Source organism: Actinomyces urogenitalis DSM 15434, from assembly GCF_000159035.1.
In the GTDB taxonomy this organism is placed as follows: Bacteria; Actinomycetota; Actinomycetes; order Actinomycetales; family Actinomycetaceae; genus Actinomyces; species Actinomyces urogenitalis.
On sequence record NZ_DS999574.1, the window covers coordinates 673,441 to 692,663 of the forward strand.

Here is a 19,223-nt window from a genome sequence, read left to right on the forward strand (position 1 = left end):
CGGCAGGCGCCGGTGGGCACGACCTCACGGCGCGGTTCTCGCGGGCGCCGTCGGTCAGCCTGAGACGGCGCAACGCATTAGAGGCATCTCTTCAAATTGGGTCATCAACAAGGGCCTGCTATAATTTGGGGAGCAGTTGCGCTCGCACTGCCGTGGAGCTCCGCGGACCTCGCGTCGAGCCCTCGTTTGTCTTGAGTTAAGGAGATCGCATGTTTGAACTGATTGGCATGCTCGTCTTTGGAGGCGTCATCGGCGCCCTGGCCCGCCTGGTGATGAAGGGGGAGCAGGACCTGTCCATCGTGTGGACCATCATCCTGGGCGCGATCGGTGCGTTCCTCGGCGGTTCGATCGCCGGCCTGCTCGGTGTTGCTCAGACGCCCGGCATCGACTGGATCCGCTGGATCGTCTCGGTGGTCTGCGCCGTCGGCGTGATCAGCGTCTTTGAGACCGTCACCGGCCGCAAGAAGTAACGCCTTCATCGCTACCCCTTCGCCTCGGTGGCTACCCCAAGAACCTGCATTCTGGGGTAGCCACCGAGGCGAAGGGGTAGCGGCAGTTGTCAAGGGGTAGCGGTCAGGGGCGCAGTGCGGCGGCCCGACGAGCCAGCTCCTCGATATGGTCCCAGTCACCCGCCTCAACGGCGTCGCGAGGCGTGAGCCACGAGCCGCCGACGCAGGCGACGTTGCCGAGGGACAGGTAGTCGCGCGCGTTGGAGGGGCTGACCCCACCGGTCGGGCAGAACCGCACGTCGGGGAAGGGACCGCCGAGCGCACGCAGCATCGCTGGGCCGCCGACGACGCTGGCCGGGAAGAGCTTGGCCCGGGTCAGGCCTCGTTCCAGGACGCTCATGAGCTCGGCCGGGCCGCTCACGCCGGGCAGCACCGCGAGTCCTGAGGCCACCATGGCGTCCAGCAGCGCCGGGGTCGTGCCAGGGCTGACGAGGAAGGTCGCTCCCACCTCGGCGCAAGCCTCGACGTCGGCCGGGCTGAGCACCGTTCCGGCGCCCACCCGAGCCTGGGGTACCTCGGCCGCGACGGTGCGGATCGCCTCCAGGCCCGCCGGTGTGCGCAGCGTGATCTCCAGGGAGGTGATGCCGCCGCGCACGAGAGCCTGTGCAAGCGGGACGGCCCGGTCGGCGTCGTTGACGACGATCACCGGGATCACCGGCGCGGCGCTCATGACGGCGTCGACGGTGCTGGTCGCCGCATCTGACGCTGAGGGCTGGACGGGCTGGGGGGACTGCTTGGACTGAGCGGACATGGTTACTCCTGACGGTGAGAGGGGGATGAGGGTGCGTGACGGTGTGGGCAGGAGCGGTTACAAGGCGGTCTGCAGGGCCGCGGTGCCCACGCCGGCGCCCTGCTCGGCCGGTGCGAGGGCGGCGCGCAGGGCCCCCATGAGTTCGCGTCCGACGCCGTAGGCCACTCGCTCGGCTCGCCAGCTCAGCTGGGGCGTGCGGGAGGAGAGCTCTGCCTCAGGCAGATCCACCTCTAGCGTGCCGTGTACGGAGTCCACCCGGATGAGGTCCCCGTCGCGGACCAGGGCCAGCGCGCCGCCGTCGGCCGCCTCGGGACTGACGTGCATGGCGATGGGCACGCGCCCGGAGGCGCCGGACATCCGCCCGTCGGTCACGAGCGCGACGCGGTGGCCGCGACGCTGCAGGATCCCGAGCAAGGGCGTGAGCTTGTGCAGCTCGGGCATGCCGTTGGCGCGTGGTCCCTGCTCGCGAACCACTACGACGACGTCGCGCTCCAGCTCCCCGCGGGTGAAGGCGGCGTGGACCTGCTCCTGGTCATCGAAGACGCGGGCCGGGGCCTGGATGACGTGGTGGTCCTCGTCGAGCGAGGAGACCTTCATGACGGCGCGGCCGAGGTTGCCGCCAAGGATCTTCAGCCCGCCCTCGGCGGTGAAGGGGTTGGTCACCGGACGCAGGACCTCGTGGTCCAGGCTTTGGGTGGGGGCCTCCACCCAGGCCAGGGCGTCACCGTCGAGCCGAGGCTCGTAGCGGTAGCGGTCAAGGCCCGCGCCGGCCACGGTGAGCACGTCGGGGTGGAGCAGCCCGGCGTCGAGCAGCTGGCTGATCACGAAGCCCAGACCGCCGGCCGCCTGGAAGTGGTTGATGTCCGCGCCGCCGTTGGGGTAGACGCGGGCCAGCAGCGGCACGGCGGTGGACAGGGCGTCGAAGTCGTCCCAGGTCACGCGGATGCCGGCGGCGGCCGCTACGGCAACCAGGTGCATCGTGAGGTTGGTGGAGCCGCCCGTGGCCAGGAGGGTGACGATCCCGTTGACGATCGCCCGCTCGTCCACCAGGCGTCCGACGGGAGCGAAGTCGGGGGAGGAAGGATCGGCGATCTCCACCGCGCGCCGACCGGCACACTCGGTCAAGGCCTGGCGCAGGCAAGTTCCCGGGGTGATGAAGGTGGATCCGGGCAGGTGGAGACCCATGGCCTCCAAGACCATCTGGTTGGAGTTTGCCGTGCCGTAGAAGGTGCAGGTTCCCGGCGAGTGGTAGGCCTTCGACTCAGCCTCAAGCAGCTCGCGGCGGCTGACCTCGCCGGCGGCGAAGTGCTCGCGGATCCGAGTCTTCTCGGCGTTGCCGAGCCCAGAGGGCATCGGGCCGGAGGGGACGAACAGGGTGGGCAGCTCGCCGAAGGACAGGGTGCCGATCAGCATACCGGGGGCGATCTTGTCGCATACGCCCAGCAGGAGGACGGCGTCGAAGAGCTCGTGGGACAGGGCTACCGCGGTGGACATGGCGATGATCTCGCGGGACAGGAGCGAGAGCTCCATCCCGCGGCGCCCCTGGGTCACGCCGTCGCACATGGCCGGTACGCCTCCGGCCACCTGTGCCACGCCGCCGGCCTGAGCTACTGCCTGGCGCAGGATGGCGGGATAGGTCTCGAAAGGCTGGTGGGCGGACAGGACGTCGTTGTAGGCCGTGACGATGGCGACGTCGGCCGCGGGCGAGTCCGCCATGAGCAGCTTGTGCTCGGGGGAGCACGCTGCCATGCCGTGGGCGAGGTTGGGGCAGCCCAGTCCTGATCGACGACGTCCCTGGCTGGCGCGCTCCAGCTCGCCGTCGAGTCGTTCCAGGTACGCGGCCCGCGTCGTGGTGGAGCGGGCTCGGATCGCCTCGGTCGCCGTGGCCACGGTGGCATTGAGGGGTGCCGTGGTGCGGTGGGTCAGAGGTGGGTGGGTGGTCGAGATAGTGAAGGACGGCACGAGATTCCTTGAATCAAATGACGATAGAACTAATGAGGTAGTACTTAAGGGGGTAGGGGTTGGCTTTACTGCGGGCTTGCTGCCGCTATGCTGGTCCCTGTCGCTGCCATGGCGGCGCGCCCCCTTAGCTCAGTTGGTCAGAGCTGCGGACTTTTAATCCGAAGGTCGTGGGTTCGAGCCCCACAGGGGGTACCGCCCGGGATTCCAACATTTCGTTGGTTTCCCGGGCATTTCTTGTGCTCGGGAGTACCTGGGCGGAGGACCGTAGAGGCGTCTATTTCCTCCATTTCCGATATTCTGTTGCTGCACTTGTTGCTGCACCTGGGAGGCATCGGATGGCTAGGCGGTCCAACGGCGAGGGGTCCGTCTACATCGACTCCCAGGGCCGCTACACAGCCGTCATCTCCCTGCCGCCCGACCCTGTGACCGGGAAGGCACGCCGCAAGTATGTACGCGCTCAGAGTAAAGCAAAGGTACTACGTAAACTCCGGGACCTTCAGACCGAGGTCGCAACCGGCAAGGTCACGACCTCCTCCTCCCCGACCGTCACCAAGTGGATGACCACCTGGATCGACCAGGAGATCGCCCCACGCAGGAAGCCCTCCACGACAGCCGACTACCGGTCCATCCTGCGCCTGCACATCACACCAGCCATCGGCAGGCGCAGGCTCGACCAGCTCACCGCAGCAGACGTCCGCGCCGTCCACCGCCAGGTCACCGCTTCCGGAGCCTCCACCTCCACCGCCGCCAAGGTCCACCGAGTCCTGCGTGCTGCCCTCACCGTGGCCGAGCGCGAGGGCATGACCTCCCGCAACGTCGCCCGCCTCGTGGCCGCACCACCCACACCCCTACGCGCACCACGCGCCATGACGCTCGACGAGACCCGCGCCTTCCTCGCAGCGCAGGCTGGCCAGCCAGACGAGGCTCGCTGGAGCCTCGCCCTCATGCTCGGCCCCCGACAGGGCGAGAGGCTCGGCCTCCAGCTCGACCACATCCACCTCGACGACCCCACCCCGTGGATCGACCTCGCATGGGAGCTGCGCCGCGTCACCTACGCTCACGGCTGCGGACCCCAGCAGACCGACGGGACCTGGCCCTGCGCACGACGCCGAGCAGGCTCCTGCCCGGACCGTACCGCACCAGTCCCCGACGTCATGGAGAGCCAGCAGGTCCACGGAGGCCTCTATCTCCTCCGCCCTAAGACGCTCGGCTCCAATCGCCGCGCGGCCCTCCCCGCCATCCTCGCCGATGCCATCCGCACCCACATCAAGAGCACCAAACCCACCCGCTTCCTCTTCGAGTCCCGCCCCGGCATCCCCATCGATCCCAGACGCGACTACGCAGACTGGCAGGCCGCACTCGCCGCCCAGGGACTCCCGCCCATGAAGCTCCACTCAGCCCGCCACACCTGCGCCACCCTCCTCCTGGAGGCAGGAGCCGACCAGCGCACCATCCAGGAGATCCTCGGCCAGACCCAGGCCCTCACCCTCGCCCGCTACCAGCACCCCGGCCTCGACCACCAGGCCCAGGCCCTCACCGCGCTCGCGGGCAGGGTGGGTGCGACGACGAGGTGAGGGGCCCGCTGTGTCGGCGCGGGAGTGAGATGTATCCGGCGTGCCGCACCGTATGAGCCGCTACCATGCAGGCAACGAGGGGAGAAAGAGGAAAATGAGCACAGCAGTTGCGCCGCCCCGCGGAGTCGTCCGCCACCTCTCACGCGACGAGATCGAGGCCAGGCTCCGGATCGTCGAGGCTGAGATGACACGCTACTTCGGTAGCGTCGACAATGCCCTGCGCCAGGAGTACACCGGTGACTACCCCTCCGAGCAGCTCCGGCTGTTCACCGAGTACCACGGGATGAAGTTCCTCCTGGGCGCATGACCGACAGCCGCGAGGAACAGGTCCACCACTTCGCAGACGAGCTGACGCGAACGGTCCGGGCGGTCCAGCCCGACTCTCCGAAGTTCACGGTCGATGTCACTGGCACCAGCGAGTGGCTCGCTGCGATCACCACCGAGGACTCCAAGCCCGTGGTCCTCACGATCGGAGGCATGCGTCTGCTGGATCTTCTGGTCTCCTACAGGTGCACTATCTCAGAGCGCCACTCCTGGATGCTTATCGAGACCTCAGAGTTCGGCGTGCGCCCGCACAACGGAGGCGAGTGGCTGGTCCGCATGGACTACGTTCACCGACCGGCAGAAGACGTCCCGTGCGCGCACCTGCACGTCCACGCCCACCGTGACGCATGGACCTTCCTCATGACACGAGACGGAGCAGGCAGCCGACGCCGCACAGTCAGGCGCCGCGCCTCTGCGGGCAGGGTCCCGCAGCTCTCAGACGTCCACTTCCCGCTGGGAGGGCCAAGGCTGCGCCCCACGCTTGAGGACTTCCTGATCATGCTCATCCAGGACCTTGGGATCGACCACGAGCCTGACGCGCTCAGATCACTCACCACCTCACGCGAGGAGTGGCGCCGCAACCAGGCCAGAGCCATTATCTCCTCCTCCCGTGACATGGCTGCCGAGGTCCTCACCGAGCTCGGGTGGACGGTCACTCCGCCACCAGATCACGAGCCCCGCACCGACACTGTCAAGTGGATGACACGCTACTAACGGTGCTCGCGGGCTAGTCCCAGGGGGTGAGGGTGGCCTGGAGGGTCTGGATGACCCAGACGGGCACGTCGAGCTCCTCGGCGATGGCTCCGGGCCAGGGGCCGACCTCGGTCTCGGCCTCCTCCAGGACGTCGATGCTGACGAGGCGGCGGGCTACGGCCAGGTCGATGCGTGCCTCGACGGCGTCGGACTGGTGCCCGTCGTCGCCTCTCCAGGCGTGCTCTATCTCGTGCATGAGCGCGGGCACGCTCACCCACTCGGGGTCCCCGGCCCTCAGCCAGATGGTGGACTGGGAGTGGTCGTAGCAGCCTGCCATGTCTCCCGGCAGGTGTCCCCATCGCACGCGGACGCCCTGCTGCGCGCACTCGTGCAGCAGGGCGTCCAAGGTCGGTCGGGTCACGCACGGCAGGCTAGGAGCACCCGCCGACACGAATCCGGATCGTGCAGGGCTAGGAGGCACGGACCCAGTGGGCGGTGACGCCGGGGGTGATCTCCAGGCCGTCGGGGACTGCCAGGGCGGGGCCGTAGACAATGGTCTCGCGGCCCACGTGCTGGATGGCGGCGGTGTGGGCGATGTCGAAGGTCGCGCACCGTGCCCGTCCGTAGAGCTCGTCCCAGATGACCTTCTTGTCGTCATAGGTGAGCACCCACGGGTAGGGGGCCCGGAGGAGGTGGTCGGCCAGGTGCTCGTGGTCCTTCTTGTCGAAGGCGTGGAGGTAGAGGTTGCCTCCCTGCTCGACGTAAGGGGGGTCGGCGTAGACCAGGACGTCGTCCTCCAGGGGCTTCATGGTGGTAAGGAAGTCCAGGCCGTCGAGCTCGGTGACGTGGATGCGCTCGCCCAGGGCCGCGACGGCCTGGACGCGCTTGATGAGTGCGGGCTTGTTGAAGCGGGCGTCGATCTTCCACTTGCCGGTCTGCTCCAGCCCGCCGATGGGGCGGGCGTCCAGGATTCCGGAGCGGTTGGTACGGTTGAGGTAGAAGGTGGCAAAGCCCAGGGTGAGGTCGTCAGCTTGTCCGTGCTGGTAGGTGCTGCGCTGGTAGTGCCACTGCTCGACTGTTACGGGGGTGTCCTCGATGAGGTCGCAGAAGGCCTGGGCCTCGTCGGGGTTCGTGATGGCCCGCCAGAATGCGGCGATGCCGGCGTTGATGTCGTTGAGATGAATCTCATCTACGACGTCATCAGTGAGTAGGCGCAGGGCCGCGCCCGCCCCGCCGGCGTAGGGCTCGGCGTAGTGGGTGGGGACAGGGTCCTGTGCGGTGATCAGGCGCGCGAAGAAGGGGGCCAGGCGCGCCTTGCCGCCTGGGTAGCGCAACGGAGACAGGTACCTCACCTGGTCATGGTTTCAGTTTTTCTGACCGGTGGCCACGACATTTGGGGTCTGTCGGAGGTTGGCTTCCATGGCGACTAGCATCGGGGTGTACAGCCCGTTGAGATGGTGAACCTCTGAGGGTGCGTTTCGTCTGAGTGTCGCATGGACGAAGTCATTCATATGCCGTACCGCGAGCCCCTGGGTCCCCTGATTGCTTTGCTTCCAGGCGTCGTGGAGCCGTGGGTCTTTACACTTCTGCGCGTCACCGACCGCGGGATCGAGTATCTCCAGCGACTTCACGATGCGTTGCCAGATCAGCTCGTCGTGCTTCCCCTTCCTCCTATTCATCTTGTGCCGTTTGAGGAACTCTGTGCAGGCGAGGTCGATGACTACGCGGCACAGGACGCCGCAGGTCTCCGCGTTCGTGTTGATGGCGATCTTCTTGGCCTGCTGTCCCAGGGCGTTGACCTTGTCCCCGAACTGGTCGAAGGCGACACCGGTGAACAAGCGGTCGCTGGTCACGCCACTGGATGGTGGTGTGACTGGTGCTGGTCCGAGCGCGTCGGATCTGGCGGGTCCGGTGTCGCTGTCTCGGTGCTCGTAGTCAGCGCTGGGAGCCGAGGTGGAGGCCCGGCCGGGAGCCGCATCGTCCCTGTTGGGGCGTGTCGTGCCCGGGGGCTCTTCTGCGGCTGTTGGGACGGGGAACAGGCCTGTCTCGATCAGCGGCTCAAGAGTGCCGATGATGTAGCTCGTGATCTGGTCCGCCGTATATGCTTTGTGCGCCGACAGCTCCTTGTCCAGGATGTCGTCGATCAGCTTGATGACTGCCCGACGCACCTCTTGCGGCTGGTAGCCGCATTCCAGCCCCTTGGGACCCATCGTGAGGTGGAAGGTGTCCTTGAACGCCTTGGTCTTTGCCATCCGGTCCATAAAGGTGTACTGCATGCGCTGGGCGTCGACGATCCGCCTGTGAAGGTCTCGCTGGAGGAACGTCCTGCGTAGCCAGAGCCAGGTCTCAGGGCCCCACTCACGAGGCCTGCCCTGACGCACACGTCGGTTGTACTTCGCCTTCGACGACCATGGAACCATCCCCTCCCCGTCTCCAGGACCGGAGTGCTTCAGGTCGATCCACATGTCTGCGGTTTCCCGGTCAGGGAACACGCAGCACTTAACCTCTTCCGGCAGGACGGTGCTCGGTCTCAGGAACTTCGGGAAGGTCTCACGTGCCTCAGCGGCCACTGCCGAGATGCCAGCCGGGTCGTACAGCGAGCGGAGCGCCAGCAGGCGACGGTTACCCTCCAGGACGGTATAGCCGCCCTCGACGCGGGGGATGACGTACCACTGTTCGCCAGGACCCAGCCCGTGCTCGGCGATATGGCTACCAAGCCCGCAAATCGTACGCTCCGCCTCCTCCCAGAGCAGGTCCGCAGCACTCACCTCATCCCTGGCTGTGCCGATGCGGGAGTTCTCCAGGTCCAGGTGGAGGTCCCGAACCGGGATCATCCGATCTGTCTCCTCAGCCATTCTTGATCCTCACTCCTCCCAGCCGGGATTGACCTGAGACTCCTCACCCAGGTCCTCACGCCACCCAGTCCGCTCCGCGATCTCCCGTGCGCGACCGGGATGCATCTTCGCCGCCATCCGCTCCCACACGGGCTCCGGCATGTCCTCCGCCTCCGCTGGACGTAGCGGCACCACCTTCGCTGCCGCAGCGTCGTCGGGCACAGGCTCTCCGACGACGGCGTCGCCCGCCCGCGCGACAGCCTCCTCCGCCTCACGCACCACCTCAGACGCCGTCAACCCCAACGCACGGCACATCGCGTCGAGTTCGTTGACCGTCATCGCTTGATTGCTGGCCAGTACTGCAAGAACGCGGTCCTTGCCTACGCCAATCTGCTCGGCCAGTGCTCTGCCTGAGACTCCAAGCTCGGATGCAACGTCATTGATGCGCTCAGCGAGCAGCGGCTGCAACTGGCCGACTTCCAGTGGTCGTCTTCCCATAGGGAGATTGTCGCGGATTGACGACACGCAGGGAACCCACTTGACACTGTCGCTAAATACCGCCATGCTTCATCTGTCGCTAATAAACGACATGGGAGGTAGGCATGGACATCGGAACTCAGATCCGCGAGGAGGCTGAGAGCCAGGGCTACACGGTGAAAGGATTCGCTGCAGCCCTCGGCCGCAACCGCCAGGTCATCTCGGCCAAGCTCAATGGCGGGGCTCCAATCACGAATCTCGACATGGAAGACTTCTCGCGCGTCCTACGCGTACCGGTCTCCGAGCTCTTTCACCGCGCCGAGCAGGCCGAGGCAGGCGCCGTCGCCGACCCCGCCGCACCCGCCGACACGGCCGCGCTCGCGGGCTCGGCCACCCACCTGTCTGCTGACGAGGCGGAGGGGCCGACCGAGGCTGAGCTGGAGGCTCACGTGGAGGCGTGTGACTCGTGCACGTGCGCCGAGGACGCCCTGGAGCACGCCCGCCAGGCCGCCGAGGAGGTGGCGTGAGGTGGGTGCCGCTCGTGCTCTCAGTGGGGTTCGCGCTGATCAGCGTGGCAGCCGCTGCCGGGGTTATGCCGGCGTGGGAGCCTCCGGCCTGGTGGCGTCGACGAGTGCGAGCACGCCGTCGTCGATCCGGATCGTCCGAGACCGCCTCCGCCCGGCACGAGCCGGACGGACCGTCCACTCCAGCCTCACCGAAATCCGCTCAGGTCTGGGCCTGTCGGGTATGGGACTTTCCTCCAAGTCAGTCAGACGACCCGGCTGGATCGGGGCGTGCGTCGGCGCGACGACGAGTCGTGCCTGTCCCGCCGGTGGGATCTGGGCCAGGCGTGTCAGCGGGGAGAAACCTCGCGCGTCTGTCACGTCGCGGTCAACGAAGAAGACTGCGCAGTCGCTGGAGGTCACGGTGACGTCCAGCGCCGGCCCGTCGCCCACGTTGACCAGCGCGGCCAGGTACTGCTCGCCGGGGTCGCGGAGCATTTCTGCCGGGTCGCGGGTGAGGACGCCGATGACGGGCCGAGCGCCTTGGGCTGGTTCGAGCCGCCACTGCGGTGTGGGACGCCAGTACCAGGCCTTCCAGATCGTGATTCCTGCGCTGACTGCTGAGATTCCCGCTGCTACCCAGGAGGAGACCGTGCCTGCGTCTGCCATGTCCATGACCTTATCTGCCAGTGCGCGGTCGCACGCCCGCCAGTCCGCCGGGGAGGTGGCGTGATGCTGCGTCAGCCAGGGCCGTGGATGGTGCCGTCACAGGCGTCGTCGCCTGTGGAGGCGGTACTGATGAGGGTGAGTAGCGCCGTCGAGCAGCTGACGGCGCCCGAGGACTACACCTACGAGAAGACTGTCGGGTTCCTGCGTGCGAAGGATGCTTGCCGGTACGCGGTCGCGCAGGTCGCGGACTTCGTCAGGGAGCAAGGGGAGGTGCTGGCGTCAGCTGCCGATCGCGCGGCTAATGAAGGCGCCGGCGGCCTCGATGGCTCCGGGAGCGGCGGAGGCGAGCAGGCCGGTGATGGTCGGGGCGACGTAGAACTGGTGGAGCTTTCCCCAGCGTTCGCGCAGTCCCTCCTTCGTGGACTCGGCGTGGGCGGCCTGGCAGGCGATGAGGACGTCGTCGACCGCGCACGCCACATCGTGAATGTCGTAGGCCTCGGGGTGGTCGACGCAGTCACGCAGGTGGTCCACGACTCGGCGCAGGTGGGTGCGAAGCCTCTCGGAGAGCGTGTCGTCGGCGTCGAGAAGCTCGGAGACCTCGGTAAGAAGCTCGACGAGCTGGGCGTGGATCTGGTTGTCCGGCTTAGGCGTGATGACGTCGATAGCGTCGGCGAGGGCGTCGAGCGCGTCCATGGCGGCCTGCGGGCAGACGTCCTCCGGGGTGTAGTAGTGCGACCAGTCCTTGCCGATGCCGAGGGTGGAGTCGACCCAGGTGACGTAGTTGCGCCTGTAGATGCTGACGCGGCGACCCTGTCGGTCGAGGGCGTCAACGATTCGGCTGATGCGGCTCAGCCACCCTGCGGCCTCAAGCATCTTGACGCGGTCGCCTTCGCTCAGCCCGTTGGTTGTCGGCTCGTCGTCGAGGTGCCAGCGGGTGGCGAGATATGCGCTTCCGTCAGCTTCTCGGTACTGGGTGAGCAGGTCGTGGAGCAGGGCTGCGGGGTTCATGTGTCCAAGCGTAGTGACGGCTGCGGCCACTGTGTGGGGTGTGGTGCGCGCGCCGGGGACGCCCAGGAGCACGCCCGCCAGGCCGCCGAGGAGGTGGCGTGAGATGAGCCGATTCCGGCTGCGCACGTCGTCTGGTGATGCTCTGTGTGTCCCTGAGGACGCTGAGATGACTCTCTTCCTCGACGAGGACGGCTTCATGCGGATGAGGACCGAGGTCTACGTCGACTCCGTCGATATCGAGCTCGTGACGCTGGAGGGGCCTGGGGATAGGAAAGGAGCGTGTGATGGGCGCGTGCGTTTCTACTGACTCATCTGTTCTCGTGGAGCCCGAGCTCACGCCGGCCAGCCTCGTCAATCGGCTCGTCGAACTCGACATGCACGGGGACTCCGGGGGTGACGACGAAGGCGACATCGCCTTCGTCGATGTCGCAGGCCAACAGGATCGGCTCTCCGGAGTTGAGCTTCCTGCGGTACGCGGTGAGGAAAGCCATCGCCTCGTCGTCGTCCCAGTAGAAGCAGCTGTTCCCGTAGTGGATGGTCGCCATGACTCCTCCTCGGTAGGTGGTGACGGCGTCGAGGTGGGTGCTCCGGCGTCGTCGACGGGTAGTGGTGCCTCGGAGCCTATCGAGGAGGCCCCCTCGGGGGTGCCGGTCCTGCGGGAGTGGCTCGCGGAGCTGCGACAGGCCTCGGACGCTGGACATGCGGAGATCTCGGCATCCATCGAGCGGCTTCGGAACGCTCTTTGTGGCGCTGTTGGCCTGCCTCGTGAGGGGAGTAGCAACGATGAAGACGTATAGGCATATCTCAACGGTGGCGGCTTGCCGTCCCTATGCGAAGATTGACGGTGATGAACGTGGACGAGACGACCAAGCGCAAACTCCTTGCGGAGGTCAAGAAGGCCACCCAGGATGCTGCGGAGTTGCGGGCGCAGGCAGATGCTGCGTCAGCCCGTCGTCGCGAGGCTGTGCAGGCTGCGATGGATGCTGGGATTCCGCGTCAGGAGATTGCGGATGCGATTGGTGCGCATCGCAACGTGATCTACCAGATCCTCAAGCGTTAGCGATACGCAAAGAGAGTACTTGCAAGCACGGGCAGCAGGCGTGTAACTTCGTTCACGCAAGTACTCCACTTGCATGGAATCAGAAGAAGAACCCCGCAGACCGTCTCTTCTTGGCGGTTGGGCCGGTCTGCGGGGCCGTCGCTCCCACAGGAGGGAACGTGCCCAAGGATACCCATACCCAAAACGCTTATTCGCGTCCGCACTGTGTGTGCGGGGCGTTCCTGGCTCGTGGCCACGGGTCGTGCACGAAGTGCGGGAGGCCCGTCGTCAGGTCTGCTGGTGCGCCTGCGCCTGCGCCTGGTCGCGTGGAGCGTGAGCGGCGTGCGGTGATGCACGTGCTCGACGTGATCGACGCCAGTGTGCCGACGTCGCTGGCGGAGTTCTCGCCCAGTGACATCGCTCTGGTGGTCGGGTTGACGCTTGACGCGGTCGAGGAGCCTGAGCGGCGTCGCGTGCTGGTCCCCGTCAAGGGGGTGGCGTGATGCCGTGGTTCGTATTGGATGGCGGGCACCGATCTGATCGGATGGCACAGGCGGTCGCCCGTCCGTCGTACCAGGTGCTCGGTGGTGGCCGTGTGGGCGTGCCGTGCATGGTGTGCGGGGACCTGATTCCTACCTACGCCGACGAGCTCTTGAGCGAGATCGTCAGGGGTGACGTCTTGTGTGGAGGGTGCCTGGCGGCACGCAGGGAGCGTCGTATCCACCTCGTCATAGAGGCGGACGCTGAGCGCGTGAGGTTCGTGGTGGAGGGGTCACGCTTCCGTCTCGTCAAGAAGGACGTCGCCGTCGTCGAGCAGTTGGAGGACGGGGTTGACCTGCCTCTGGTGGCAGACGTCGAGCCAGACCTCGACATCCTCCATGACGGAGAGGGTGGCCGGAGGGACCTTCGGAGCGCGGTCTCCGGTGTAGATGTACCGGATGTCGGAGTGAGGTCCGCCGTTGGGAACGTGGGAGACCCACTCGCGTGTGAGGCCGTCGTCGTAGAAGAAGCCGCCGATGCGTCGACAGCTGATGAAGGCGTGGGGCAGGCGGCGCAGAGCCTCAATGCTGACCCTCATCTTGACTCCGTCGATCTCGACGTGAGCGTCGTCCAGGATGCCGTTTTGCATGATGACTCCTCCTCGGTAGGTGGTGACGAGGTCGAGGTGGGTGCTCCGGCGTCGTCGACGGGTAGTGGTGCCTCGGAGCCTACCGAGGAGGTTCCCGCAGCGGTCGCGCCCGTGTCTTCGGGGTGTGCTGGCTGCTGTGGGAGGTGCGGGTCGGGCGCGGGTGCCTTCTCCTCGCCCGCGTCCGACCCAGCACGGGAGGTGAGGCGTGATGGTGACGATTGACGCGCTCTACCGCGAGGTCAAGAAGCTGGAGAAGCTGCTGGGAGAACAGGGTTGTAGAGCCTAAGCGCACGTTGAGCCTGTCGGCGGTGGAGGAGCTGACCGGCCTACCGAGGAAGAGGCTGCTGGCAGCGATCCGCGCTGGCGAGCTGGTGGCCATCGAGGCGGGTGAGCGCACGAAGGTCGTGCGCCCCGCAGACCTGGATGCCTGGCTGGAATGGCTTGAGGCCAGGTCCTGATCTGTACGTCGTTATGTCTTGGAGGTGGGGCGCTGATGCCTCGTAGCTCGTATAGGCCGCGTCATCGCGCGGAGAGCAGGGGAGTGCTGGCCGTGGTGGCCACTGCCCTGGGCCTGGCTCGGGAGCCGGGCCGGAGGGTGTCGATCTTGGAGGTTCTGGCGCATGAGGAGGTGCGTGATGAGGCCTGAGGCGAGTGACGTCATGATTACGACCGCGGAGATGCAGCGGTTTGCGCTGGTGGTCCTGCTGGTCCTGGTTGTGGGGCAGGTGCTGCGGTGGGTGTGGGCTCGCCGTCGGTGGCTGCTGGAGCGGGCTGCCCTGGCCTGCGCAGGGCTGTCGGTGCGGCTGGCCCGTGCGGCGTGCCGTGCGACGCCTGGGCGTCGCGTGAGCGGTGGGCGGGTGGCGTCATGAGTGTGGCTCGGATGCCTGCGCCGTCGCAGGGGCGTGTGCTGGCGGCTGTGGCCGGCGGTGCGGTGACTACGGACGCCCTGGTGGAGGCCACTGGCCTGGGACGGGGAGCGGTGGCGCGGGCCCTGTCGAACCTACGCAGGCGGGGGATGGTCGTCGGGACCGCCAGGGACGGGTCAGTAGGCCTGACCGAGGACGGGCGGCGCCTGCTGGCTGGTGACAGGTCCTTGATGGGCAAGTGGGGTCGGCGCCCGACGCGCCAGCACCTGGTGCTGGCGATGGTCGCCCGGGGGGCTGAGACGGTCGAGCTGATCTGGAAGGCCTGCGGCCTGGAGGAGCGGTCCGTGTGGTTCACGGCTCGCAAGCTGTGGCAGGAGGGTCTGCTGGAGCATGAGCGTGGCGGACCGCTGCTCATGACCGACGCGGGGCTGGAGCGGCTCGCTGAGTGGACGGCCATGTACGGGGCGCCCGAGGGCGTGGTGGACAAGGCGGAGCTCTCCTGGTGGCGTGACCACCTGGCTGCTGAGGCTGCTGAGCGTCGTCGTCTGGAGGCGTTGGCTCGTGACGTCGCTGCCACTGCGCGCAGGAGCCGGGAGGAGGCCGAGCGTGATGAGCGGCGTCGTCGCCGCGCGCAGGTGCGTGCTCGTCTGGATAGTGACCGCCGCCAGCACGCGCAGCGAAAGAAGGCTCTGCGCCAGCCTTTGGCGAAGCCTCCTGTGCGGTTGGGGCCGGTGCCTGTGCGGCGGCGCCCGCTGCCCACTGAGGGGTGGGTGGCATGAGTAAGCAGCGGTTCCTGCCGATGGTGCGCGGGCGGATGCGCGTGGAGCACGTCGCCGTTCTGGGGCAGACGTACACCGATGACCACCACCACGAGGTGACGCCGGCCCACCTGCTGTGCGAGCCGGACCAGGAGATGAGTATGCACGGTCGTCCGCACGGCTACGACGCCGGTGCCCTGGACCTGCTGCTGGACAAGGACCGGGTGTGCCGGGACTGCGCCGCCGCGGTGCGGCGTGTCCAGGCCGGTGTGGACGAGCTGGGTACGCCCAGCATGCTCGAACTACTGGGAGGGGTGGGCTGATGGCGGACATCGAGGACCTGCCGCGGGTGGTGGTGCGTGTGCGGGCGCTGATCACGGTGCTGCGCGCGGTCCTGCCCCACCTGGGCGCAGGCGCCAAGCCTCGGGGCTCGAAGCGTCTGAGAGTGTGGATCAGCCCGGGCGATCGCATGCTGTGTCTGACGGCCACGGACCTGTCTTCTCACGTTCTGGCGACGGTGGAGCTGGTGGAGGCCTGGGATGGAGGCGGCGAGGTGATCGACGTCGACATGAGTGCCGTCGAGGCTGGGCACGTCGTGGCCATGCACAGCGATGTGGACGAGTACTCGCGCCTGGAGGTGCTCGTGGACGAGCCTGGCGGGCGCCTGCAGGTCACGGACATGACCGGCCTGCTGCCGGGCAGGTCGGCGCGTGTGAGCCTGATGGAGCCGCCAGTCTTCCCAGGCGACCGGCGGGACGTCACCGGGGCCCTGGCCCGGGCGTGCCGTGAGCCTCTGGCCATGTCCGCGTCAATGGTCATGGACCCGGCCAAGATGCGCGCCTGGATGAGGACAGCTAGGGCTCTAGGCCACCTGCCGGTGCGTGGCACGGTCGAGGGGAACCTGATTGTCGCTGCTGGGGACCACGTGGCTTCCCGGGGCAGTGACTGGACGCCAGCGGGCTGGTCGCTCCTGGGCTCGACCTGGGCGATGGGCCTGTCAACCCAGCCGTCTCCTGTGGGGGTGTCTGCGTACAGCGGTGAGCTGCTCGCCGTGTGCGAGGACCTGGAGATCCACGAGCAGGACGACGACCAACCAGGCAGCGAGACCAGCTCCGACACCGCAGCGGGCGGCTTCGAGGAGGCCGTGCGCGACCGGGCCAGGCGCGCCCTGCAGGGCACCGGACTGCATCTAGCCAGCGACACAGACAGGACACACGCATGAGGACCACGATCACCACCGAGACCCCTGATTTCGGCCTGACCATCACCGCCGAGGTCGACGACGACAGGCTGCCCCAGCCCGAGGGCGGGATGGACGACCTGGTGGCCACGCGCCTGCAGGTCGGCCGCATCGCCACCAGCCACGTTGAGGGCATCTCTGCCCTTATGGTCCGTACGATCCGCGCGGTCTACGGAATGTGGGTGGAGCTGGAGCAGGAGGATCACCCGGCAGGCCACGGCCCCGCAGGCACCCATGACCAGGAGCAGGCATGAGCGGCTACACGGTCACGGTCTTCACCAAGCCAGACTGTCAGCAGTGTCGCATGACCACCGCCATGCTCGACAAGGTCGGCGTCTCCTACACGGCAGTCCCGATCGAGGACTACCGGAGCCTTATGGACGTCCTGTGGGCCATGAGACTTCTGACGATGCCGCTGGTTGTCGTTCGCGACGACGGGCAGACAGCGGCCAGCATCGGCGGTCGCTGTGCCGCCTCGTGGCTCGATACCGCCACTGCCTACTGGGGCGGTTTCCGCCCGGACAGCATCAGGCACTGGGCCTCGGTCATACAGGACTCCCGCGGTGCGGAGGCGGCGTCATGAGCCCATCCACGCTTGTCATCGACGTCCCCGGTAACGAGTGGTTGTCTGCCAACGGTCGCGAGCACCGGTTCGGCAGGGCTCGTCGTACTGCCACGTTGCGCAAGCGCGCTTACCTCATGGCTCGCCACCACGGCCTGCCTCGTTACGCCGGCAGGGTGCGTGTGGACTTCTACGTCCACACCCGCACCCGTAACCGCATGGACCCGGCCAACGCCTATCCCACCGTGAAGGCGCTGGTCGACGGGCTGACGGACGCTGGCGTGTGGGCTGATGACGACGACACCCACCTGTCGGGGCCCGTTCCGTACCGTGGAGAGCCCGTCCTAGACCTGCCTGTCGGTTTCCGACGCATCACCTTGGTCATCACAGACCTGGACGAGGAGGGATAGCCATGGCGGGAGAAACCGTCATCACGATCATTGGGAACCTCACCGCGGACCCTGAGCTGCGCTTCACCCAGTCGGGAACGCCGGTTGCGTCCTTCACCATCGCGTCCACACCGCGCACATTCAATCGTCAGACGGGCGAGTGGGAGAACGGGCAGGCCTTGTTTATGCGTTGTTCAGCGTGGAATGCCCTGGCGGAGAACGTGGCGGAGTCCCTGACCAAGGGAACACGTGTGATCGCTCAGGGTCGTCTCCAGCAGCGTTCCTACACCGACCGCGAGGGAGTCCAGCGCACCGTCATCGACATGACTATCGACGACATTGCCCCGTCCCTGCGCTATGCCCAGGCCATCGTCGAGCGCAACCAGCGACACGGCGGTCAGCGCCGGGGACAGCAGTCAGGGCCCGCCTCCTACAACGCCCCGCCAGGTGGCGCGCCAGACGACCCCTGGGCCACAGCAGGAGCCGCCACCTCTTTCGGGGACGAGCCCCCCTTCTAAACCAGAAAGGACCACGCCATGAGTCTGCACGCAGATGCCGAGTATCTACGCTCTATCGCCGAGCCGCCTCCAGGTGATCCGCCGATCATCATGGGTCGCCACGCCGGCCACGTCATGGACATCGCTGATCGCCTCGACGACCTCGACGGCACCCCATCCACCCAGCCTGCCACCGCCAGCAGGAGCTCGGCTGTGGGGGCAGCCATCGGCTATCTCCTGATGGCTATGGCTGGCGCCGTCATCGTCTCCCTGGCCCTCCTGGCCATGGTCGAGATCTGGAGGGCCATCCTGTGACGCCACTGTCTCGACCTGCCCGGCCTCCGCCGGCGTGTGGTCTTTCGTCTTTGTCTGCCCCGTCTGTCCAGGAGAGTGAGTTGAGCTTCTTCAATGTCGACGACCAGGCGCACGTGCACCCCAAGCACCAGACGTTGATTCGTCGAGGGCTCGCCGGTGACCCGGTCGCCTTCATGGCCGGCTACCTGTGGGTGCTGATGGGCAGCAGGCTGCGAGCGGCCTACGCCGACGGTGTCCTGGACCGGGTCGACCTGTACTCGGTGATGCCGGACCCTCGTGTTGAGCAGGCCGCTCAGGCCCTGGTGGAGGTGGGGCTGTGGCACGACCACGACCACTACTGCGATCAGGGGGAGCGCTGCCCACGGCCTGGGCCTGGGCAGTGGTCGTTCCACTCATGGCGGGACTGGTCCCAGCGTACGGGCGCCCAGGACCGCCTGCGTAGGGCGCTGCAGACCGAGAGGAAGGACTCCGCGCTGCACGACGCGGTGTGGGAGCGTGATCGGCTCCCACGAGCACGTGCCGGCGACGTCGAGACCGCCTTGTGCGCCTACTGTCAGCGCCTGGTGCGCCGTGACACGCGCCAGGGTCCGCTGCGCCCGGAGATGGATCACGTCTTCGCCAGGCCCATGGGCCTGGACGGGGTCGCGATCTCGTGCCACGAGTGCAACCGTTCTAAGGGCAACCGCTCCGCCTCGCAGGCGGGGATGAGCTTTCACCCGACGCCAGCACACGCGGCAGCGCTGGCCCGCCGAGACCAGGATCGATCGCGCCCCGACCAGGGGCCAGCCGATCTCCTGGAGCAGGCGTGGTTCACGCTCCCGCGTGGCCAGGCTGTCCCCGGCGACGACCGTGGATCGCACCCCGCTGAGGGGTCTGCTGAGCCGGACGACGCCGGGCGGTGGGAGCCGTCCCTGCCCGAGGGGGGTGGGAGCAGTGTGCCCGCACACGCTCAGGGGCACGCCCGGGCCGCCCATGACGCCTCTGCCATCCAGGTGCCCAGCAGCAGCCGTGTGCCTGCAATCGGCCCGGAGGGCGCCTATGAGGGCCGTAGCGGCGTCGAGCGCCCCGCAGGCCAGCCCGAGCCTGATCGCGCCGCCGTCGCCTCCCAGGAGGCGGACGTGCCG

General features: G+C 67.3%; 29 protein-coding genes and 1 tRNA gene. 20 read left to right on the forward strand and 10 right to left on the reverse strand.

Features of this window, described 5'->3' with window-relative positions; translation table 11 throughout:
- Window positions 1-209 precede the first annotated feature (209 nt).
- The gene (locus tag HMPREF0058_RS02840; protein WP_006548169.1) at window positions 210-470 is read left to right on the forward strand and encodes a GlsB/YeaQ/YmgE family stress response membrane protein; all 261 of its coding nucleotides are present in this window, start codon (window positions 210-212) and stop codon (window positions 468-470) included.
- Window positions 471-573: 103 nt separating this feature from the next.
- Here HMPREF0058_RS02840 and HMPREF0058_RS02845 read toward each other — a convergent pair whose 3' ends face one another.
- Window positions 574-1,260, reverse strand: a complete 687-nt coding sequence (locus HMPREF0058_RS02845) for a bifunctional 4-hydroxy-2-oxoglutarate aldolase/2-dehydro-3-deoxy-phosphogluconate aldolase (RefSeq protein ID WP_006548170.1) — start codon at window positions 1,258-1,260, stop codon at window positions 574-576.
- Window positions 1,261-1,317: 57 nt separating this feature from the next.
- A complete protein-coding gene (gene edd / locus HMPREF0058_RS02850; RefSeq protein ID WP_006548171.1) occupies window positions 1,318-3,222 on the reverse strand; it encodes a phosphogluconate dehydratase in 1,905 nt (634 codons plus the stop codon).
- 118 nt (window positions 3,223-3,340) lie between these two features.
- On the opposite strand from edd, the gene HMPREF0058_RS02855 reads away from it, so the two are divergent.
- The 4 genes from HMPREF0058_RS02855 (at window position 3,341) to HMPREF0058_RS02870 (ending at window position 5,834) form a co-directional block, all read left to right on the forward strand.
- A tRNA-Lys gene (locus tag HMPREF0058_RS02855) sits at window positions 3,341-3,414 on the forward strand.
- A gap of 143 nt (window positions 3,415-3,557) precedes the next feature.
- Complete coding sequence (locus HMPREF0058_RS02860; RefSeq protein ID WP_006548172.1) at window positions 3,558-4,796, forward strand: site-specific integrase; 1,239 nt, start codon at window positions 3,558-3,560, stop codon at window positions 4,794-4,796.
- Between the two features lie 94 nt (window positions 4,797-4,890).
- Window positions 4,891-5,103 (forward strand): hypothetical protein, encoded by a 213-nt coding sequence (locus HMPREF0058_RS02865; RefSeq protein WP_006548173.1) that lies wholly within the window; start codon window positions 4,891-4,893, stop codon window positions 5,101-5,103.
- On the forward strand, window positions 5,100-5,834 hold the full coding sequence (locus tag HMPREF0058_RS02870) for a hypothetical protein (protein ID WP_006548174.1): 735 nt from the start codon (window positions 5,100-5,102) through the stop codon (window positions 5,832-5,834). The genes HMPREF0058_RS02865 and HMPREF0058_RS02870 overlap by 4 nt, the downstream gene beginning before the upstream one ends.
- Before the next feature lie 13 nt (window positions 5,835-5,847).
- Here HMPREF0058_RS02870 and HMPREF0058_RS11660 read toward each other — a convergent pair whose 3' ends face one another.
- Genes HMPREF0058_RS11660 through HMPREF0058_RS02895 form a run of 4 tightly spaced genes read right to left on the reverse strand, consistent with a single transcriptional unit; the run spans window position 5,848 to window position 9,145 of the window.
- A complete protein-coding gene (locus tag HMPREF0058_RS11660; protein WP_050765634.1) occupies window positions 5,848-6,234 on the reverse strand; it encodes a hypothetical protein in 387 nt (128 codons plus the stop codon).
- A 49-nt stretch (window positions 6,235-6,283) separates the two neighbouring features.
- Entirely contained in the window at window positions 6,284-7,165 is an 882-nt protein-coding gene (locus HMPREF0058_RS02885) for a DNA adenine methylase (protein ID WP_006548176.1), read from the reverse strand.
- A 12-nt stretch (window positions 7,166-7,177) separates the two neighbouring features.
- Complete coding sequence (locus HMPREF0058_RS02890; protein WP_006548177.1) at window positions 7,178-8,668, reverse strand: hypothetical protein; 1,491 nt, start codon at window positions 8,666-8,668, stop codon at window positions 7,178-7,180.
- 9 nt (window positions 8,669-8,677) lie between these two features.
- A complete protein-coding gene (locus HMPREF0058_RS02895; RefSeq protein ID WP_141560454.1) occupies window positions 8,678-9,145 on the reverse strand; it encodes a hypothetical protein in 468 nt (155 codons plus the stop codon).
- A gap of 104 nt (window positions 9,146-9,249) precedes the next feature.
- Between HMPREF0058_RS02895 and HMPREF0058_RS02900 the strand changes: the two genes are divergently transcribed.
- Window positions 9,250-9,651 (forward strand): helix-turn-helix domain-containing protein, encoded by a 402-nt coding sequence (locus tag HMPREF0058_RS02900; RefSeq protein ID WP_006548179.1) that lies wholly within the window; start codon window positions 9,250-9,252, stop codon window positions 9,649-9,651.
- Between the two features lie 63 nt (window positions 9,652-9,714).
- Here the strand turns inward: HMPREF0058_RS02900 and HMPREF0058_RS02905 are convergent, their stop codons facing one another.
- Entirely contained in the window at window positions 9,715-10,296 is a 582-nt protein-coding gene (locus tag HMPREF0058_RS02905; protein WP_141560455.1) for a hypothetical protein, read from the reverse strand.
- A 279-nt stretch (window positions 10,297-10,575) separates the two neighbouring features.
- Window positions 10,576-11,304: a hypothetical protein gene (locus HMPREF0058_RS02915; RefSeq protein ID WP_006548182.1), complete on the reverse strand. Its 729-nt coding sequence runs from the start codon at window positions 11,302-11,304 to the stop codon at window positions 10,576-10,578.
- A gap of 166 nt (window positions 11,305-11,470) precedes the next feature.
- Here HMPREF0058_RS02915 and HMPREF0058_RS12610 point away from each other — a divergent pair, with 166 nt between their 5' ends.
- Window positions 11,471-11,611, forward strand: a complete 141-nt coding sequence (locus tag HMPREF0058_RS12610; protein ID WP_169305808.1) for a hypothetical protein — start codon at window positions 11,471-11,473, stop codon at window positions 11,609-11,611.
- A 1-nt stretch (window position 11,612) separates the two neighbouring features.
- Here the strand turns inward: HMPREF0058_RS12610 and HMPREF0058_RS02920 are convergent, their stop codons facing one another.
- On the reverse strand, window positions 11,613-11,849 hold the full coding sequence (locus HMPREF0058_RS02920; protein WP_006548184.1) for a hypothetical protein: 237 nt from the start codon (window positions 11,847-11,849) through the stop codon (window positions 11,613-11,615).
- Window positions 11,850-12,151: 302 nt separating this feature from the next.
- On the opposite strand from HMPREF0058_RS02920, the gene HMPREF0058_RS02925 reads away from it, so the two are divergent.
- Together HMPREF0058_RS02925 and HMPREF0058_RS12615 are read left to right on the forward strand one after the other, a co-directional pair.
- On the forward strand, window positions 12,152-12,364 hold the full coding sequence (locus HMPREF0058_RS02925; RefSeq protein WP_006548185.1) for a helix-turn-helix domain-containing protein: 213 nt from the start codon (window positions 12,152-12,154) through the stop codon (window positions 12,362-12,364).
- A 305-nt stretch (window positions 12,365-12,669) separates the two neighbouring features.
- On the forward strand, window positions 12,670-12,846 hold the full coding sequence (locus HMPREF0058_RS12615) for a hypothetical protein (protein ID WP_211205883.1): 177 nt from the start codon (window positions 12,670-12,672) through the stop codon (window positions 12,844-12,846).
- Between the two features lie 269 nt (window positions 12,847-13,115).
- On the opposite strand, the gene HMPREF0058_RS02930 is transcribed toward HMPREF0058_RS12615, so the two are convergent.
- Complete coding sequence (locus HMPREF0058_RS02930; RefSeq protein ID WP_040319499.1) at window positions 13,116-13,472, reverse strand: hypothetical protein; 357 nt, start codon at window positions 13,470-13,472, stop codon at window positions 13,116-13,118.
- 308 nt (window positions 13,473-13,780) lie between these two features.
- Here HMPREF0058_RS02930 and HMPREF0058_RS12620 point away from each other — a divergent pair, with 308 nt between their 5' ends.
- From HMPREF0058_RS12620 to HMPREF0058_RS12625, 11 genes are all read left to right on the forward strand, one after another.
- A complete protein-coding gene (locus tag HMPREF0058_RS12620; RefSeq protein ID WP_169305810.1) occupies window positions 13,781-13,930 on the forward strand; it encodes a hypothetical protein in 150 nt (49 codons plus the stop codon).
- Between the two features lie 177 nt (window positions 13,931-14,107).
- Window positions 14,108-14,341 carry a hypothetical protein gene (locus tag HMPREF0058_RS02935; protein ID WP_040319500.1) on the forward strand — a complete coding sequence of 78 codons (234 nt, stop codon included), beginning with the start codon at window positions 14,108-14,110 and terminating at the stop codon, window positions 14,339-14,341.
- Window positions 14,342-14,352: 11 nt separating this feature from the next.
- Window positions 14,353-15,117, forward strand: coding sequence for a helix-turn-helix domain-containing protein (locus HMPREF0058_RS02940; RefSeq protein WP_006548190.1), 765 nt, complete (start codon window positions 14,353-14,355; stop codon window positions 15,115-15,117).
- Window positions 15,114-15,419, forward strand: a complete 306-nt coding sequence (locus HMPREF0058_RS02945) for a hypothetical protein (protein ID WP_006548191.1) — start codon at window positions 15,114-15,116, stop codon at window positions 15,417-15,419. The genes HMPREF0058_RS02940 and HMPREF0058_RS02945 overlap by 4 nt, the downstream gene beginning before the upstream one ends.
- Window positions 15,419-16,318 (forward strand): hypothetical protein, encoded by a 900-nt coding sequence (locus tag HMPREF0058_RS02950; RefSeq protein WP_006548192.1) that lies wholly within the window; start codon window positions 15,419-15,421, stop codon window positions 16,316-16,318. Before HMPREF0058_RS02945 ends, HMPREF0058_RS02950 begins: the two co-directional genes overlap by 1 nt.
- The gene (locus tag HMPREF0058_RS02955) at window positions 16,315-16,590 is read left to right on the forward strand and encodes a hypothetical protein (protein ID WP_006548193.1); all 276 of its coding nucleotides are present in this window, start codon (window positions 16,315-16,317) and stop codon (window positions 16,588-16,590) included. Before HMPREF0058_RS02950 ends, HMPREF0058_RS02955 begins: the two co-directional genes overlap by 4 nt.
- Complete coding sequence (locus HMPREF0058_RS11665; RefSeq protein ID WP_006548194.1) at window positions 16,587-16,919, forward strand: glutaredoxin domain-containing protein; 333 nt, start codon at window positions 16,587-16,589, stop codon at window positions 16,917-16,919. Before HMPREF0058_RS02955 ends, HMPREF0058_RS11665 begins: the two co-directional genes overlap by 4 nt.
- Window positions 16,916-17,308 carry a RusA family crossover junction endodeoxyribonuclease gene (locus HMPREF0058_RS02965; protein ID WP_006548195.1) on the forward strand — a complete coding sequence of 131 codons (393 nt, stop codon included), beginning with the start codon at window positions 16,916-16,918 and terminating at the stop codon, window positions 17,306-17,308. The genes HMPREF0058_RS11665 and HMPREF0058_RS02965 overlap by 4 nt, the downstream gene beginning before the upstream one ends.
- 2 nt (window positions 17,309-17,310) lie before the next feature.
- Entirely contained in the window at window positions 17,311-17,805 is a 495-nt protein-coding gene (locus tag HMPREF0058_RS02970) for a single-stranded DNA-binding protein (RefSeq protein ID WP_006548196.1), read from the forward strand.
- Between the two features lie 18 nt (window positions 17,806-17,823).
- The gene (locus tag HMPREF0058_RS02975; protein WP_006548197.1) at window positions 17,824-18,099 is read left to right on the forward strand and encodes a hypothetical protein; all 276 of its coding nucleotides are present in this window, start codon (window positions 17,824-17,826) and stop codon (window positions 18,097-18,099) included.
- Window positions 18,100-18,179: 80 nt separating this feature from the next.
- Window positions 18,180-19,223 (forward strand): hypothetical protein (locus HMPREF0058_RS12625; RefSeq protein ID WP_040319502.1); only part of this gene is annotated, 1,044 nt, incomplete at its 3' end.